Origin of the sequence: Oryzomicrobium sp. (assembly GCF_036820405.1) — a bacterium.
Lineage (GTDB): Bacteria > Pseudomonadota > Gammaproteobacteria > Burkholderiales > Rhodocyclaceae > Oryzomicrobium.
In genome coordinates this window covers 252,161-268,218 of sequence record NZ_DAISLS010000002.1, presented here as the reverse complement: position 1 = coordinate 268,218, position 16,058 = coordinate 252,161, and the positions used below count along the sequence as shown (strand labels likewise).

Annotated in this window: 16 protein-coding genes and 1 other RNA gene; 13 read left to right on the top strand and 4 right to left on the bottom strand. The window is 69.6% G+C overall.

Annotated features, from left to right (window positions below; genetic code table 11):
• Positions 1-80: 80 nt before the first annotated feature.
• Positions 81-1,607 carry a CoA-acylating methylmalonate-semialdehyde dehydrogenase gene (locus V7Z98_RS02705; protein ID WP_334156888.1) on the top strand — a complete coding sequence of 509 codons (1,527 nt, stop codon included), beginning with the start codon at positions 81-83 and terminating at the stop codon, positions 1,605-1,607.
• Positions 1,608-1,694: 87 nt separating this feature from the next.
• Here V7Z98_RS02705 and V7Z98_RS02700 read toward each other — a convergent pair whose 3' ends face one another.
• The 4 genes from V7Z98_RS02700 to V7Z98_RS02685 form a co-directional block, all read right to left on the bottom strand.
• On the bottom strand, positions 1,695-2,387 hold the full coding sequence (locus V7Z98_RS02700; protein WP_334156887.1) for a BON domain-containing protein: 693 nt from the start codon (positions 2,385-2,387) through the stop codon (positions 1,695-1,697).
• The gene (locus V7Z98_RS02695; RefSeq protein ID WP_293259213.1) at positions 2,384-2,977 is read right to left on the bottom strand and encodes a phosphoheptose isomerase; all 594 of its coding nucleotides are present in this window, start codon (positions 2,975-2,977) and stop codon (positions 2,384-2,386) included. The genes V7Z98_RS02700 and V7Z98_RS02695 overlap by 4 nt, the downstream gene beginning before the upstream one ends.
• A 105-nt stretch (positions 2,978-3,082) precedes the next feature.
• Positions 3,083-3,478 carry an HIRAN domain-containing protein gene (locus V7Z98_RS02690; RefSeq protein WP_334156886.1) on the bottom strand — a complete coding sequence of 132 codons (396 nt, stop codon included), beginning with the start codon at positions 3,476-3,478 and terminating at the stop codon, positions 3,083-3,085.
• Complete coding sequence (locus V7Z98_RS02685; RefSeq protein WP_334156885.1) at positions 3,465-3,839, bottom strand: YraN family protein; 375 nt, start codon at positions 3,837-3,839, stop codon at positions 3,465-3,467. Before V7Z98_RS02685 ends, V7Z98_RS02690 begins: the two co-directional genes overlap by 14 nt.
• A 111-nt stretch (positions 3,840-3,950) precedes the next feature.
• Between V7Z98_RS02685 and rsmI the strand changes: the two genes are divergently transcribed.
• The 12 genes from rsmI to mraY all read left to right on the top strand — a co-directional run bounded on the left by rsmI (position 3,951) and on the right by mraY (position 16,057).
• On the top strand, positions 3,951-4,808 hold the full coding sequence (rsmI, locus tag V7Z98_RS02680; protein ID WP_334156884.1) for a 16S rRNA (cytidine(1402)-2'-O)-methyltransferase: 858 nt from the start codon (positions 3,951-3,953) through the stop codon (positions 4,806-4,808).
• Positions 4,809-5,338: 530 nt separating this feature from the next.
• Entirely contained in the window at positions 5,339-6,385 is a 1,047-nt protein-coding gene (gene pyrC / locus V7Z98_RS02675; protein ID WP_334156948.1) for a dihydroorotase, read from the top strand.
• Positions 6,386-6,431: 46 nt separating this feature from the next.
• Positions 6,432-6,902, top strand: a complete 471-nt coding sequence (locus tag V7Z98_RS02670; protein WP_334156883.1) for a hypothetical protein — start codon at positions 6,432-6,434, stop codon at positions 6,900-6,902.
• Positions 6,899-7,708: a DUF3025 domain-containing protein gene (locus V7Z98_RS02665; protein WP_334156882.1), complete on the top strand. Its 810-nt coding sequence runs from the start codon at positions 6,899-6,901 to the stop codon at positions 7,706-7,708. The genes V7Z98_RS02670 and V7Z98_RS02665 overlap by 4 nt, the downstream gene beginning before the upstream one ends.
• Positions 7,709-7,718: 10 nt before the next feature.
• Positions 7,719-8,158, top strand: an RNA gene (gene rnpB / locus V7Z98_RS02660) — RNase P RNA component class A.
• A gap of 511 nt (positions 8,159-8,669) precedes the next feature.
• Entirely contained in the window at positions 8,670-9,119 is a 450-nt protein-coding gene (gene mraZ, locus V7Z98_RS02655) for a division/cell wall cluster transcriptional repressor MraZ (protein ID WP_293259231.1), read from the top strand.
• Positions 9,116-10,048 carry a 16S rRNA (cytosine(1402)-N(4))-methyltransferase RsmH gene (rsmH, locus tag V7Z98_RS02650; protein ID WP_334156881.1) on the top strand — a complete coding sequence of 311 codons (933 nt, stop codon included), beginning with the start codon at positions 9,116-9,118 and terminating at the stop codon, positions 10,046-10,048. Before mraZ ends, rsmH begins: the two co-directional genes overlap by 4 nt.
• Before the next feature lie 7 nt (positions 10,049-10,055).
• Positions 10,056-10,346, top strand: a complete 291-nt coding sequence (gene ftsL, locus V7Z98_RS02645) for a cell division protein FtsL (protein WP_293259237.1) — start codon at positions 10,056-10,058, stop codon at positions 10,344-10,346.
• Entirely contained in the window at positions 10,343-12,079 is a 1,737-nt protein-coding gene (locus V7Z98_RS02640) for a peptidoglycan D,D-transpeptidase FtsI family protein (protein WP_293259240.1), read from the top strand. Before ftsL ends, V7Z98_RS02640 begins: the two co-directional genes overlap by 4 nt.
• Positions 12,079-13,560 carry a UDP-N-acetylmuramoyl-L-alanyl-D-glutamate--2,6-diaminopimelate ligase gene (locus V7Z98_RS02635; RefSeq protein WP_293259243.1) on the top strand — a complete coding sequence of 494 codons (1,482 nt, stop codon included), beginning with the start codon at positions 12,079-12,081 and terminating at the stop codon, positions 13,558-13,560. The genes V7Z98_RS02640 and V7Z98_RS02635 overlap by 1 nt, the downstream gene beginning before the upstream one ends.
• Complete coding sequence (locus V7Z98_RS02630) at positions 13,557-14,954, top strand: UDP-N-acetylmuramoyl-tripeptide--D-alanyl-D-alanine ligase (protein WP_334156880.1); 1,398 nt, start codon at positions 13,557-13,559, stop codon at positions 14,952-14,954. Before V7Z98_RS02635 ends, V7Z98_RS02630 begins: the two co-directional genes overlap by 4 nt.
• Positions 14,954-16,057, top strand: coding sequence for a phospho-N-acetylmuramoyl-pentapeptide-transferase (mraY, locus tag V7Z98_RS02625; RefSeq protein ID WP_293259250.1), 1,104 nt, complete (start codon positions 14,954-14,956; stop codon positions 16,055-16,057). Before V7Z98_RS02630 ends, mraY begins: the two co-directional genes overlap by 1 nt.
• Position 16,058 lies beyond the last annotated feature (1 nt).

The window sequence follows — 16,058 nt, the reverse complement described above, 5'->3', positions numbered from 1 at the left end:
GCCCATAACACAGTATGGAGTGGCGCGCCGCCGGACCGGCCGCCAGATTTTAGCCAGGCATGAACAAAGGAGATGCATCGATGACCGAACCGCAACAACAGGCCGCTTCCGGCCTGCCTCTGCTCGGCCACTGGATCGCTGGCGCCAATACGCCGGGGAGTTCCGGGCGCCGGGGCGACGTGTTCGATCCGGCCCGGGGCGTTGTGGCGCGCCAGGTGGCCCTGGCCGACGCCGCCGACGTGGCGGCCGCCGTGGCCGCGGCGAAAGCGGCCTTTCCCGCCTGGGCCGAGACTCCGCCGCAGAAGCGCGCCCGGGTGTTGTTCCGCTTCCGCGAACTGGTGGAGCGCCACGCCGAGGAGTTGGCGCGCTGGATCACCCGGGAGCACGGCAAGACCCTGCCGGATGCCCTGGGCGAGGTGCAGCGCGGGCTGGAGGTGATCGAATTCGCCTGCGGCGCGCCCCAACTGCTCAAGGGCCAGCATTCGCCGGCCATCGGCGGCGGCATCGACCACTGGAGCCAGCGCATGCCCCTGGGCGTGGTGGCCGGTATCACGCCGTTCAACTTCCCCTTCATGGTGCCGATGTGGATGGCGCCGGTGGCGATTGCCTGCGGCAACGCCTTCGTCCTCAAGCCCTCGGAGCGGGACCCGTCGGGCTCCCTGATGACCGCTGCCCTGTGGGCCGAGGCCGGGCTGCCGGCCGGGGTGTTCAACGTCCTGCAGGGCGACAAGGTGGCGGTGGACGGGCTGCTCGCCCACCCCGACGTGCAGGCCGTGTCCTTCGTCGGTTCGACGCCGATCGCCCGCCATATCTACGAGACCGGCGCCCGCCATGGCAAGCGCGTGCAGGCCCTGGGCGGGGCCAAGAACCACCTGGTGGTGATGCCCGACGCCGACCTGGATCAGGCTGCCGACGCCCTGGTGGGGGCGGCCTACGGCTCGGCCGGCGAGCGCTGCATGGCCGTATCCGTCGCCGTGGCGGTGGGCGGCATTGCCGACGAGCTGGTGGCCAAGGTGGCGGAGCGGAGCCGCCGCTTGACCATCGGCGACGGCCTGGAGCCGGGCGTGGACATGGGGCCGGTGGTTTCCGCCGCCCACCGGGAGCGTATCCTTGGCTATATCGAATCGGGAATCGCCGCCGGGGCCGAACTGGTGCTCGACGGCCGCGCCCATCCGGTGCCGGCACGGCCCCAGGGTTACTTCCTCGGTGCCACCCTGTTCGACCGGGTGCGGCGGGAGATGGACATCTACCGGGACGAGATTTTCGGCCCGGTGCTGGGCGTGGTGCGGGTGGACACCTTGGCCGAGGCGGTGGCCCTGGTCAACGGCCACGCGTTCGCCAACGGCGTCGCCTGCTTCACCCGGGACGGCCGCACCGCCCAGGAATTCGCCCAGCGCATCGAGGTGGGTATGGTCGGCATCAACGTGCCGATCCCGGTGCCCATGGCCTGGCATTCGTTCGGGGGCTGGAAGCAGAGCCTGTTCGGCGACCACCATGCCTACGGCGAGGAGGGCGTGCGCTTCTACACCCGCTACAAGAGCGTCATGCAGCGCTGGCCGGACAGCCTCGGCAAGGGGCCGGAGTTCGTCATGCCGGTCAACGGCTGAGCCGCGGCCCCCGCGATCCGCACGGGCATGAAAAAAGCCGGAGCGTTGGCTCCGGCTTTTTTCGTCCTCGCGGCGGGAACGGGGCGTTCAGCGCGAGGTGGCGTCGTTGTTGGCATCGGTGGCCGGCTTGGCGTCGATCTCCTTGGCCTGGGCGTCGCTGATGATCTCCATCACGTTCACCACCTTGCGCACGTCCCCGGTGGTGCGGGCGATCTGCACCGCATCGTCGGCCTCGCGCTGGGTGACCAGGCCAAGCAGGTAGACCACGCCGGCCTCGGTCACCACCTTGACGTGGTTGGCGGAGAACTTGTTGGCGTCCACGAAGCGGCCCTTCACCTTGGAGGTGATGAAGGTGTCGGCGGAGCGGGAGGTGAACGGCGTCGGCGGGGCGATCTTGATCTCGTTGTACACGCCCGCCACGTTGGGGATGCCGCGCACCGTCTCTTCCATCTTGGCGCGCAGCTCCTCGCTGTCGGTCTCGCCGGTCAGCAGCACCTTGCGGTTGTAGCTGGTGGAATTGATGTGTGAGTTCTCGCCCATGATGTGGCCGATGCGCTGGCCGGCCTTGAGCGAGATGCCCTGGTCTTCGGTGTAGGTGCCGCTGGTGCGGCGGTCGGCCACGATCAGGGCGCCGGCGCCGACGCCGGCGGCGACCACCGGAAAGCAGCCGGCCAGGCCGGAGGCCAGGGTCGCGGCCACCAGGGCGGCGGCCACGCCGCGGACGGCGCGGCGGGGGAGGGTGTTGCGGGTGGGGGCGGATCGGGAAACGCGCTCGGTCATTCGTCTTCTCCTAACAGCATGCAGTCGATGCCATCGCACAGGCAGTGGATGGTCAAGAGATGCACCTCCTGGATGCGCGCCGTGCGCTTGGCCGGCACGCAGAGGTGGATGTCGTCGTCACGCAGCAGTTCCCCGATTTTTCCGCCTCCCTTGCCGGTCAGCGCCACCACTTTCATATCGTGGTCATGGGCGGCGCGGATGGCCTCGATCACGTTGGCCGAGTTGCCCGAGGTGGAAATGGCCAGCAGCACGTCCCCCGGATGGCCGAGCGCCCGCACCTGCTTGGCGAAGATCTGCTCGAAGGCGTAATCGTTGGCCACGGCGGTGATGATCGAGGTGTCGGTGGACAGGGAGATGGCGGCCAGTTCCTGACGCTCGCGCTCGAAGCGGCCCACCAGCTCGGCGGCGAAGTGCTGGGCGTCGCCGGCGGAGCCGCCGTTGCCGCAAGCCAGAATCTTGCCGCCGTTGAGCAGGGCACCGGTCATCAGCTCGGTGGCCGCCGCGATGGGGGCGGCGAGGAGTTCCACGGCCGCCAGCTTGGTGTCGGCGCTGTCCTGAAATTGCTGGCTGATGCGGGCGATGAGATCCATGGCGAGTCGTCGTCGGGCGTAGGGAGAAATGAAGCTTCAAGTTTAACACGGGGCCGTTTTTGCTCCGGCAGGCCGGTCATGGCGGAGCAGTGTTCGGCCGGCGCGTCAGGGGGCGATCCACACTTCGACGCGCAGGCGTTTCCAGGGGTTGGAATGGGGCACCAGGGCGGCGATGCGTCCCTCCACCGCCAGCCCGCCGTCCATGGCTGCCGCCACCGCCCGGTTTTCCGCCCGGGGCAGGTAGCCGAGCTTCTCGCCGCGCCAGTCCACCCGCACCGCGTTGCGGTCGTGGCGGTTGTCCGGCTCCCGGATCAAGGCCAGGGAATCGCCTACCCGCAGGTCGGCAAAGCGCGCTTCCAGCGCATAGTACTGGCTGCCGGCCAGGGGCGAGTCCTGCACCAGGATGCGCACCGTCTGGGCGGCGGCGGGCGCCGCCCAGACCGCAAGCAGCAAGATGAGGGTGGTCAGCCGTACGGCCCGGGCGGCCTCAGTCCGGGGCATGGAAGGCGTCCTTCAGCCAGGTCAGCCGGCCGGCGTCGAACAGCACGCAGTCGAAGCGGCAGGGCATGTCGTCCTGGCGGGTCCGTTGCAGGTAATGGCGGGCAGCCAGCACCAGGCGGGCCTGCTTGCGCGGGTCGATGCTCGCCGCCGCGCCGCCGAAGGCCCAGCCGGCCCGGGCGCGCACCTCGACGAACACCAGCGCCCCCCGGTCGCGGCAGATCAGGTCGATCTCGCCGCCCTTGACCCGGTAGTTGCGCGCCAGCACCGTCAGCCCGTGGCGGACCAGGTGGTCGGCGGCCGCCTGCTCGGCGGCGGCGCCCCGGGCGGTGGTGCCGGACGGTGTGCTATCGTGCGTCGCCATTGCGCTTCCCCTTTGTTTCCGAAGCCGCCCCGCGCCTGTGCCTGCGCGCTTGCGGCCGCCTGTTCCGCGTGGTTGCACCTTGCCGGCGGCGGCCGATGTGAATGCAAAAAAATGACGATTGAATCTTTCGCATTGTATGTGGTGGCCACCCCCCTGGGGAACCTGGCCGATCTTTCCCCCCGGGCCCAGGAGGTGCTGCGCGGGGTGGGCTGGATCGCCGCCGAGGACACCCGCCACACCCAGGGGCTGCTTAGCCATTTCGCTATCTCGGCGCGCCTGTTGGCGGCCCACGAGCACAACGAGCGCCAGGCTGCCGGGCAGATCATCGACAAGCTCACCGCTGGCGAATCCGTGGCCCTGGTTTCGGATGCCGGCACCCCGGCGGTGTCCGACCCGGGCGCCAAGGTGGTGGAGGCGGTGCGCGCCGCCGGCTTCAAGGTGATCCCCATCCCCGGGCCGAGCGCGGCGGTCACGGCCCTTTCCGCCGCCGGGCTGGCGGATGCCCGCTGGCTGTTCGTCGGCTTCCTGCCGGCCAAGGCCGGCGAGCGGCGGCGCGAGCTGGAAGCCCTCAAGGCGGTGGACGCCGCCCTGGTCTTCTACGAGGCTCCCCACCGCATCGTGGACATGGTGGCCGACCTGGCCGCCACCCTGGAGCCGGCGCGCCCCCTGGTGATCGCCCGGGAGCTGACCAAGACCTTCGAGCAAATCCACGCCTGCCCCCTGGCCGACGGCCCGGCCTGGCTGGCCGAAGACCCCAACCACCAGCGCGGCGAGTTCGTGGTCATCGTCGGCGCAGCGCCGGCGGCGGTGGAAGAGGGCCTGCCCGCCGAGGCCGAGCGCGCCCTGGTCCTGTTGCTGGACGAGGGGCTGCCGGTGAAGCAGGCGGCCAAGCTGGCGGCGGCCCTGACCGGCACCGCCAAGAACGCCCTCTACGCCCGGGCCTTGGAGCTTAAGGACGGGGCGGCGTGACGCGGCACCGGCCGCAGCAGGCGCGGCTTGTGTGGCTTGTGCAGCCGCTGCTGTCGGCCGATGTATTAAAAAAATTCAAGTAAGCGGCGGGCGAAAAAACCAAGGTCCGCGCCAGTATTGGGGTTTGGCCTGGTGTCTCCAGAAATACATTAAGAAAATTAATGTATCGATGATGGCCTCCCATGTGCCCATGTTCCGGCGCGGCATCGGGGGCGGCTGGGGGCGGCGCCTATTTAGTACGGTGCGAGCGGAAGGCGGGGCAGGCGCGAGGTTGGCGGGTCCGCCGAATCCGCCGAATCCGCCGAATCCCGCGCCTGTCCTGGTGCTTGGCGGTGGGGCGGCGGAAGCCGGCCCGGGATGCGGGCCTTCCCATGGGATGCCCGGAAAGCAAGCACTGGCGCGGGGTTTCGACCGGTGCCGGCGGCACCTGTGCGGATTCCATCGGAGCCGGGGCGGTTCCCCGGTAAAATCCCGCCATTGTCCGTAACCCGCCGTCTGCCGAGCCTGCCGTGACCCAGCCTTCTTCCGCTTTGACCCCCCTGACCATCGCCCGTCCCGACGACTGGCACCTGCACGTGCGCGACGGCGCCGCCCTGGCCGCGGTGATGCCCCATACCGCCCGCCAGTTCGGCCGGGCCATCATCATGCCCAATCTGCGCCCGCCGGTGACCACCGTCGAGGCCGCTAGCGCCTACCGGGAGCGCATCCTGGCGGCCCTGCCGCAGCAAGGCCCGGGCGCGGCCTTCGAGCCGCTGATGACCCTGTACCTGACCGACAACACCCCGGCGGCCGAGATCGTCAAGGCGGCCGAGTCGGGCTTCGTCAAGGCGGTCAAGCTCTACCCGGCCGGCGCCACCACCAACTCCGACGCCGGCGTCACCGCCCTGGAAAAGGCCTTCCCGGCCATCGCCGAAATGGAAAAGCGCGGCATCCCCTTCCTGGTCCACGGCGAAGTCACCGACCCGGCCATCGACATCTTCGACCGGGAAGCGGTGTTCATCGAGCGGGTGATGCTGCCCCTGATCGCCAAGTTCCCCGGCCTCAAGGTGGTGTTCGAGCACATCACCACCAAGGATGCGGCCGAACTGGTCAAGGCCGCCGGCCCCAACGTGGGGGCCACCATCACCGCCCACCACCTGCTCTACAACCGCAACTCCATCTTCCAGGGCGGCATCCGCCCCCACTATTACTGCCTGCCGGTGTTGAAGCGCGAAACCCACCGGCTGGCCCTGGTGGAGGCCGCCACCAGCGGCAACCCGAAGTTCTTCCTCGGCACCGACTCGGCCCCCCACGCCCGCCACGCCAAGGAAGCCGCCTGCGGCTGCGCCGGCTGCTATACCGCCCACGCCGCCCTGGAGCTGTACGCCGAGGCCTTCGAGGCCGCCGGTGCCCTGGACAAGCTGGAGGGTTTCGCCAGCTTCCACGGCGCCGACTTCTACGGCCTGCCGCGCAATGCCGGCACCGTCACCCTGGTCAAGCAGCCCTGGACCGTGCCGGATGCCTACGACTACGCCCCGGGCGAAACCCTTACCCCGCTGCGTGCCGGCGAGACCCTGGCCTGGCGCTTGCAGGACTGACCCCGCGACCTTCTTCCCCCTACCGCCCAGCCCAGCCGAGGCCCCCATGCGCGCCCACCTGCTCCTGCCCCTCATCGCCCTGCCGCTTCTCGCCGGGTGCATGCACGACGCCGCGTCGTACCAGATCGCCGGCCGCGACCATGCCCTGACCCTGATCGCCGACCAGCCCTGGTTCTGGAAGCCGGAGGCCGACTTGGCCGTGGTGGCGGCGCGCCTGCCCGACTGCCAGCGCCGCCACAACCTGAAGGCGGTGCCGATCGCCAGCATCGCCATGGAAGTGCATCGGGCCGGCGACAAGACCTACGTGCTGCGCCAGGGCAAGAAGCTTTACCTGGTGGAAACCCAGACCTGCGAGGGCTTCCGCGCCCTGGAGGAGGAGCCCCCGGGCGGCCTGGGCGAGTGGCTCGGCACCTTCAAGGTCGAGGGCGGCAAGCTGCGCTTCGCCGCCAATCCCGACCTCCAGGCCGAGGGCGCCAGCGGCACGGCCGGGGTTGCCGGGGCTGCCGCCGGGCAATGACCGGCGGTCCGGGCGCCTACGCCCATCCCCTGTTCGACCCGCTGCGCCCCTGGCTCGACCGCCTGCCCGGCCGGCCCGACGGGCAGGTCCTGGCGGCGCTGGCCGCGGCCCTGCCGGTGTTCACCGAATCCGGATTGCCGGTGCGCTTCGTCCCGCCGGCCGACGACGGCCTGGGCTACGAGCGCCGGGTGTGGGAGCGGGGCGAGGTGGAAACCCGCCCCGACAACTGGCATGACTTCTTCAATGCCCTGGTCTGGCTGGCCTTTCCCCGGGCCAAGGCGGCGCTCAACGCCCGCCACCTGCGCGGCATCGCCGAGGCGGGCGGCGAACCGGCCCCCGGCCAGGCCCGCGGCCATGCCCGGGACGCCATGACCCACTTCGACGAGTGCGGCATGGCGGTGCTGTCCTCCGATCCGTCCCTGCTCGACCTGCTGCGCGGCTTCCAGTGGAAGACCCTGTTCTGGGAGCGCCGCGCCGACGTGGCCCGGCACATGCGCTTCATCGTTTTCGGCCACGCCACCTACGAGGCCCTGCTGGCGCCGTTCTTCGGCCTCACCGCCAAGGCCATCCTCTATCCGGTGGCGGCGGACGCCCTGGCCCTGCCCGCGGACGAACTGCGCGCGGCCCTGGACGGCTGGCTGGCCCGGGACCTGGCCGCCGGCAGCTACGATGCTCCCCGGGCGCTCCAGCCGGTGCCGCTGCTGGGCATTCCCGGGGCGACTGCGGCCAACGCCGATCCGGCTTACTACGACGACACACGGCAATTCCGCCCGGGGCGGCGGGAGAGGGCACCTCTCGGGGTATAATCCGCCCCGGGAAGTCGGCCAGGCAGCCGCCGCGTGCGCAAGCACGGGGAGGAAAGTCCGGGCTCCGCAGAGCAGGATGCCGGCTAACGGCCGGGCACTATAACCAAGGTGACGGAAAGTCCCGCCCGCAGGGGTGGGCGGATCAGGCGGCGGTGCGGCTTGAAGGGCAACCTTCGCGCCGCCTGATTCCGGCAACAGAGAGATACCGCCGATGGCGCCGCACGCCAGGTAAGGGTGAAATGGTGGGGTAAGAGCCCACCGCGTCCGGGGCCAACGCCGGACGGCACGGTAAACCCCATCCGGAGCAAGGCCAAATAGGGGAGCAATGGCGTGGCTCGCGCTGCTCCCGGGTAGGCTGCTTGAGCGGCGTGGCAACGCGTCGCCTAGAGGAATGGCTGCCACGGTGCCTTCGGGCATCGACAGAACCCGGCTTACCGGCCGGCTTCCCACTTCGCGTTTCTTGCCGCGGCACACCTGTCCGGGTGCCGGGCTGTTTTATCGGTATTGGCTGTCTGGCGTTATCTGCTGTGTCGCACTTCCTTCCGGCCGTGCCCCTTCTGGGTCGGCCATCCGCCCCGCGCCGAGCGCGCCGTGGCGTCTCCTCTGGGCATCGCGCCTGCCGCTGCCCTCACTGCCGTTTTCCCCGCCTGTTCGCCCCTGGTATCGGCCGATGCGTCCGGCATGACCGTCCGTCGCCCGGGAATAACGGTTGTATTCCTCACAAAGCACTTTCAGATGCTTTTGTATCCCTATTGATTCATAAGGTTTATTTTTCGAGGTTTTTTGCGCAAAAGCGCTTCTAAGTCATTGTCTCCATTGAGAAAAACCCGTTTTCTTGCTTGACCGTGGGAAATCATTCCTCTAAAGTGGGTGAAAGTGGTAGGAAGTGGGAAAAACGGGTTTTTTGGGCTTCGCCTCGGTGAGGCGAAAACGGGTTTAACAGGGGAAGCGACAGGGCGCCATGTTCCAGGGGACGGTTTCGATCAGCCTCGACGCCAAAGGGCGGCTCGCCATTCCGGCGCGTCACCGGGAGGCGCTCGCCCAGGCGTCGGCCGGCGGGCTGGTGCTGACCGCCCATCCCCATGGCTGCCTGCTGCTCTACCCCCTGCAAGCCTGGGAGCCGATCCGCGACCAGATTCTCAAGGCCCCCAGCTTCGATCCCCGCTCCGCCGCCCTCAAGCGCGTGCTGGTGGGTAACGCCCGGGAAGAAGAGATGGATTCCGCCGGGCGCCTGCTGATCGCCCCCGAGTTGCGCGGCCACGCCAAGCTGGAAAAGCAGGTGTGGATGGTGGGTATGGGTTCCCACTTCGAAATCTGGAGCGACGAGGGCTGGCAGGCCCAGAACGCGGCGGCCCTGGCGGCGCTGCAGAGCGACGTTCCCCCGCCGGGCTTCGAGGCGATTTCGCTGTGACCGCGCCCCTCACCCACGTCACGGTCCTGCTTGAAGAGGCGATCGAGGCGCTGGCGGTGAAAGCCGACGGCGTTTACGTCGACGGGACTTTCGGCCGTGGCGGCCACAGCCGCCTGCTCCTTTCCAAACTCGGCCCCAATGGCCGGCTGCTGGCCTTCGACCGCGATCCCCAGGCGATCGCTGCGGCCGGCAACATCGACGACCCCCGCTTCACCCTGTTCCACGCCCCATTTGCCGAAATGGGCGAGGTGGTCCGGGGTGCGGGTTACCCGGCGGTGGATGGCGTGCTGCTCGATGTGGGCGTCTCGTCTCCCCAGCTGGATGAAGCGGAGCGGGGGTTTTCCTTCCGTTTCGACGCGCCCCTCGACATGCGCATGGACACCTCCCGGGGCGAAACCGCCGCCGAGTGGCTCGACCGCGCCAGCGAGCGGGAAATTACGGAGGTGATCAGGGATTATGGCGAAGAACGGTTTGCTTTCCAGATTGCAAAGAAGGTTGTGGCTGCTCGGCGGGAACGGCGTATTGCAACCACAGGTGAATTCGCTGCGCTCGTGCGCGAGGCCGTGCGTACCCGCGAGCCAGGGCAGGATGCGGCGACGCGGAGCTTTCAAGCTCTACGGATTCATATCAATCAGGAGCTCGAGCAGCTGGCGTTAGCCCTGCCCGCGGCCATGGGCCTGCTCGTCCCCGGCGGCCGCCTGGCGGTGATCAGCTTCCATTCCCTGGAAGACCGCATCGTCAAGCGCTTCATGAAGGCCGAGGCCAATCCGGACGACCTGCCCAAGAACCTGCCCCTGACCGCCGCCCAGCTGCCCCAGCCGCGCCTCAAGATCGTCGGCAAGCCGGTCAAGGCCTCCGCCGCTGAAGTGGCGGCCAACCCCCGTTCGCGCAGCGCCGTGATGCGCGTCGCCGAAAAGCTGGCGGCCTGAGGCGACCATGCTGCGCTTCAACATGGCCCTGCTCCTCGCCGTGATGCTCTGCTCCCTGGGAGTGATCACCGCCCAGCACAAGGCGCGCAAGCTGTTCCAGGCCCTGGAGGCCGAACAGGAGCACGCCCGCGGCCTGGACGTGGAGTACGGCCAGATCCAGCTCGAACTGTCCACCTGGGCGACCCATCCGCGCATCGAGAAAATCGCCCGGGAGCGCTTGAAAATGCAGACCCCGGACCCGGCCAAGGTGGTGGTGGCCCGGGAGTCCTCGCCCCGGGGCGGCGGGGGGGCGAAATGAAGCCCCACAAATACACCGAGAGCCCCGTGCTCCACCTCAAACTCGACGCCTGGCGCAGCCGGGCGATCGTCGTTTTGTTGATGGCCGCCATGGTGTCCCTGGTGGGGCGCTCGTTCTACCTGCAGGTGATCAACAACGATTTCCTCCAGGAAAAGGGCGAATCCCGCTACCGCCGCGACATCGAGGTGTCCGCCTCCCGCGGCCGCATCACCGACCGCAACGGCGAGGTGCTGGCCATCTCCACGCCGATGAAGTCGATCTGGGCCATCCCTAGCGACGTCAAGCTGGCCCCGGACCAGTCCCGCGCTCTGGCCCAGCTGCTCGACCTGGAGCAGCGCGAGCTGAACCGCAAGCTGGCCACCGACCGCAACTTCGTCTTCCTGCAACGGCAGATCCCGCCGGACGCCGCCGACCGCATCGCTGCCCTCAAGCTGCCCGGCATCCACCAGGAAAAGGAATACCGCCGCTACTACCCCTCCGGCGAAATGACTGCCCACATCGTTGGTTTCACCGGTGTGGACGCCAAGGGCCTGGAAGGGGTGGAGCTGGCCTTCCAGAACCAGCTCGAAGGCAAGAACGGCAGCCGCAGCGTGATCAAGGACCGGCGCGGCCAGATCGTCGAGGACGTGGGCTCGATCAAGCCGCCCCAGGACGGCCGCGACATCCAGCTCGCCCTGGACGGCAAGATCCAGTACCTGGCCTTCAGCACTCTCAAGCAGACCGTGACCGACAACGCCGCCAAGGCCGGCAGCGTGGTGGTGCTCGACGCCAAGAGCGGCGAAGTGCTGGCCCTGGCCAACTGGCCCACCTACAACCCGAACAACCGGGAGCGGCTGTCCGGCGCCCAGCTGCGCAACCGGGCGGTGACCGACACCTTCGAGCCCGGCTCGACCATGAAGCCGTTTACCGCGGCGCTCGCCCTGGAAAAGGGCAAGTTCCGCTTCGACAGCCTGATCAACACCGCCCCGGGCAAGCTCACCATCGGCACCGCCACCATTTCCGACGCCCACCCCCACGGCGTGCTGACCCTGGCCCAGGTGATCCAGAAGTCGTCCAACGTGGGCACCGCCAAGGTGGCCGGCACCTTCGCCCCCAAGGAAATGTGGGAAATGTTCGACAGCGTCGGCTTCGGCAAGCCGCCGCGCCTGGGCTTCCCCGGCGAAGTCGGCGGCCGGCTGCGGCCCTACGCCCACTGGCGCCCCATCGAGCAGGCCACCATGTCCTACGGCCACGGCATCGCCGTGTCCCTGGTGCAGATGGCCCGGGCCTACTCGGTGTTCGCCACCGACGGCGAGCTGCTGCCCCTGTCACTGACCAAGCTGCCTCCGGGCCCGGTCACCGGCACCCGCATCTTCTCGCCCCAGACCGTGCAGGAAGTGCGCACCATGCTGGAGATGGCCACCCAGCCCGGCGGCACCGCGCCCAAGGCCCAGGTGCCGGGCTACCGCGTCGCCGGCAAGACCGGCACTGCCTACAAGATCGAGAACGGCGTCTACGCCCGGAAGTACGTGGCCTCCTTCATCGGCCTGGCCCCGGCCTCGGACCCGCGCCTGGTGGTGGCGGTGATGATCGACGAGCCCTCCAACGGCCGCCACTTCGGCGGCGACGTGGCCGGCCCGGCCTTCTCGCGCATCATGGCCGGCGCCCTGCGCACCCTGGGGGTGCCTCACGACGCGCCCCTGAACAGCAATCTGCAAGTGGCCCAGGTGGTCGCCGAACCGGAGGGCATGTGATGGACGCCCAAACCGTGATCGCCTCCGTGCTCGATGCCCTGCGCGCCCAGGGCGTGGCCGTGGCCCGGCTGGAAAACGACAGCCGCCGGGTGCGTCCGGGCGACGTTTTCCTCGCCTACCCGGGCGACGCCGCCGACGGCCGCCGCTACATCGGCGACGCCATCGCCCGGGGCGCCGTGGCGGTGGTCTACGAGGCCGCCGGCTGGAATGCCGCGTCCCTGGCCGTTCCCGCCGTGGCCGTCCCGCAGCTCAAGCACTGGTGCGGCGCCCTGGCCGACGCCGTCTATGGCGCGCCCACCGGCAAGCTGGCCCTGGTGGGGGTCACCGGCACCAACGGCAAGACGTCCTGCACCCAGTGGATCGCCCAGGCCCTGGACGGCGCCGGCCGGCGTTGCGCCGTGGTCGGCACCCTGGGCGACGGCTTCCCAGGGGCCCTGGTCCCGTCTGGCTTCACCACTCCGGAACCGGCCCACCTCCAGGAAAAGCTGGCCGGCTTCGTCGCCGCCGGCGCCCGGGCCTGCGCCATCGAGGTGTCCTCCATCGGCCTGGCCGAGGACCGGGTGGCCGGCTGCCGCTTCGCCACCGCCGTGTTCACCAATCTGACCCGGGACCACCTGGACTACCACGGTTCCATGGAGCGCTACGCGGCGGAAAAGGAAAAGCTGTTCCGCTGGCCCGGCCTCGACGCGGTGGTGGTGAACCTGGACGACCCCTACGGCGCCCACCTGCTGGCCGTCACCGACGCCCGGGAACGCATCGCCTACAGCCTCGCCGGCGCCAGCCATCCCCGGGCCACCCGAACCCTGGTCGCCGAGGACCTGGCCATCGCCGCCACCGGTCTGCACTTCACCCTGAGCGACGGCCATCGCCGCGCTCCCGTGGCCTCCCGCCTGATCGGCCGCTACAACGCCGCCAACCTGCTGGCGGTGGCCGGCGCCCTCGTTAGCCTGGCCCTGCCCGTGGAAGAGGTGGCCGAGCAACTGTCCCGCCTGGCGCCGCCCCCCGGGCGCCTCGAATGCCTGGGCGGCGACGGCCAGCCCCTGGTGGCGGTGGATTACGCCCACACCCCGGACGCCCTGGACAACGCCCTGGCGGCCCTGCGCGAAGTGGCCATGGCCCGGGGCGGCAAGCTGGTCTGCGTGTTCGGCTGCGGCGGCGACCGGGACGGCGGCAAGCGCCCCCTGATGGGCGAAGTGGCGATGCGCCGCGCCGATCGGGTGATCGTCACCAGCGACAACCCGCGCAGCGAGGACCCGGCGGCCATCGTCGCCGCCATCCTGGCCGGGGCCCCGGGCGCCGAGCACGACCTGGACCGGGAGCGGGCCGTGGCCCGCGCCATCGCCGAAGCCGGCGCCCGGGACGTGGTGCTGCTCGCCGGCAAGGGGCACGAGAACTATCAGGAGGTCGGCGCCGTGCGCCGGCCCTATTCCGACGTGGTCCAGGCCAAGGCGGCCCTGGCTGCGTGGAGCAACCAACAATGAGCCAACACGTGATCCTGGATCTGGCTGAAATCGCCGCCGCCGTCGGCGGCACCGTCCATGGCGGCCCGGCCAACGTCGCCGGCGTGAGCACCGACAGCCGGGCCGTGGCCCCCGGGCAGCTGTTCGTCGCCTTGAAGGGTGAGCGCTTCGACGCCCACGACTTCATCGCCCAGGTGGCCGCCCAGGGCGCCGCCGCCGCCCTGGTGGCCGACGACCAGCTGGCCAAGGCGCGCGCCGCAGCGCCGGCCCTGCCCCTGGTGGCCTGCGCCGACACCCGCCACGGCCTGGGCCGGCTGGCCGCCCACTGGCGCGCCAAGTTTGCCATTCCGGTGATCGCCCTGACCGGCTCCAACGGCAAGACCACCACCAAGGAAATGATCGCCAGCATCCTGGCGGTGGCCTTCGGTGCCGAAGCGGTGCTGGCCACCCGAGGCAACTTCAACAACGACATCGGCCTGCCCCTGACCCTGCTCGGCCTCACCGCCGCCCACAAGGTGGCGGTGATCGAGATGGGCATGAACCACCCCGGCGAGATCGCCTACCTGACCGGCCTGACCCGGCCCACCGTGGCCCTGGTGACCAACGCCCAGCGCGCCCACCTGGAAGGCATGGGCACCCTGGACGAGGTGGCCCGGGAGAAAGGCAGCATCTACGCCGGCCTCGACGCCAAGGGCGTGGCGGTGGTCAATGCCGACGACGAGTTCGCCGGCTACTGGCAGGGCCTCAACTGCGGCCGCACCGTGCGTACCTTCGGTTTTGCCGAGGGCGCCAGCGTGCGCGGCGCGGTGCGCACCCACGGCCTCGACCTGGAGCTGGACCTCGCCTGCGCCGAGGGCAGCGCCATGGTGCGCCTGGCCGTCCCCGGCCGGCACAACGCCGCCAACGCCCTGGCCGCCGCCGCCGCCACCCTGGCCGCCGGCATCCCCCTGGCCCAGGTGGCCGAGGGGCTGGCCCGCTTCACCGGCGTCGCCGGGCGGCTGCAACGCCGCGCCGGCAAGAAGGGCGCCCAGCTGCTCGACGACACCTACAACGCCAACCCGGATTCGGTGCGCGCCGGCATCGACGTGCTCGCCGCCACCGTCGGCCGCAAGGTCATGGTGCTCGGCGCCATGGGCGAGATCGGCGAGATGAGCGGCCAGTTCCACGACGAGGTGGGCGGCTACGCCAAGAGCCAGGGGGTGGACCGGCTGTACACCCTGGGCGACCTGGCCGAGGTGGCGACCCGCAACTTCGGCGAGGGCGCCCAGCACTTCGGCAGCCCCGAGACCCTGGCCCAGGCCCTGATCCCCGAGCTGGGCCCGGACGTCACCGTCCTGATCAAGGGCTCCCGATTCATGAAGATGGAGCGGGTCGTCGCCCTGCTCGCCGACGAACCCGTGCAGGAGTCCCACTGATGCTGCTGCTTCTCGCCCAGTGGCTGGCCCAGGACATCCGGGCCTTCAACGTTTTCAACTACATCACTCTGCGCACGGTGCTGGCGGCGATGACTGCCCTGCTGATCGCCTTCTGGGCCGGCCCCGGCGTGATCCGCTGGCTGGCGGCCAAGAAGATCGGCCAGGCGGTGCGCCAGGACGGCCCCCAGACCCACCTCAAGAAGTCGGGCACCCCGACCATGGGCGGGGTGCTGATTCTCATCGCCATCGGTATCACCACCCTGCTGTGGGGCGACCTGACCAACCGTTACATCTGGGTGGTGCTGATCGTTTCCCTGGGCTTCGGTGCGGTGGGCTTCTACGACGACTGGAAGAAGGTGGTGTACCGGGACCCGAAGGGCCTGGCCTCGCGCTGGAAATACTTCTGGACCTCGGTGCTGGCCATGGGGGCGGCCCTCTACCTGGCGCTGACCGCCAGTGTGCCGTCCCAGATGGAACTGATCGTGCCCTTCTTCAAGACCGTGGCCTATCCCCTCGGCGCCATCGGCTTCGTCGTGCTGACCTACTTCGTCATCACCGGCACCAGCCACGCGGTGAACCTCACCGACGGCCTGGACGGCCTGGCCATCATGCCCACCGCCATGGTCAGCGGCGCCCTGGCGATCTTCGCCTACGTGGCCGGCCACGCCGTGTTCTCCCGCTACCTGGGGGTGCCCTACATCCCCGGTGCCGGCGAGCTGGCGGTGTTCTGCGGCGCCATGGCCGGCGCGGCCCTCGGCTTCCTCTGGTTCAACGCCTACCCGGCCGAGGTGTTCATGGGCGACGTGGGCGCCCTGGGCCTGGGCGCGGCCCTCGGCACCGTGGCGGTGATCGTCCGTCAGGAGATCGTGCTGTTCATCATGGGCGGCGTGTTCGTCGTCGAGACCCTCTCGGTGATGCTCCAGGTCGGCTACTTCAAATACACCAAGAAGCGCTTCGGCGAAGGCCGCCGCATCTTGCTGATGGCGCCTCTGCACCATCACTTCGAGCAGAGCGGCTGGAAGGAAACCCAAGTGGTGGTGCGCTTTTGGATCATCACCATCATGCTCGTGCTGTTTGGCCTCTCCACCCTGAAACTGCGGTAAG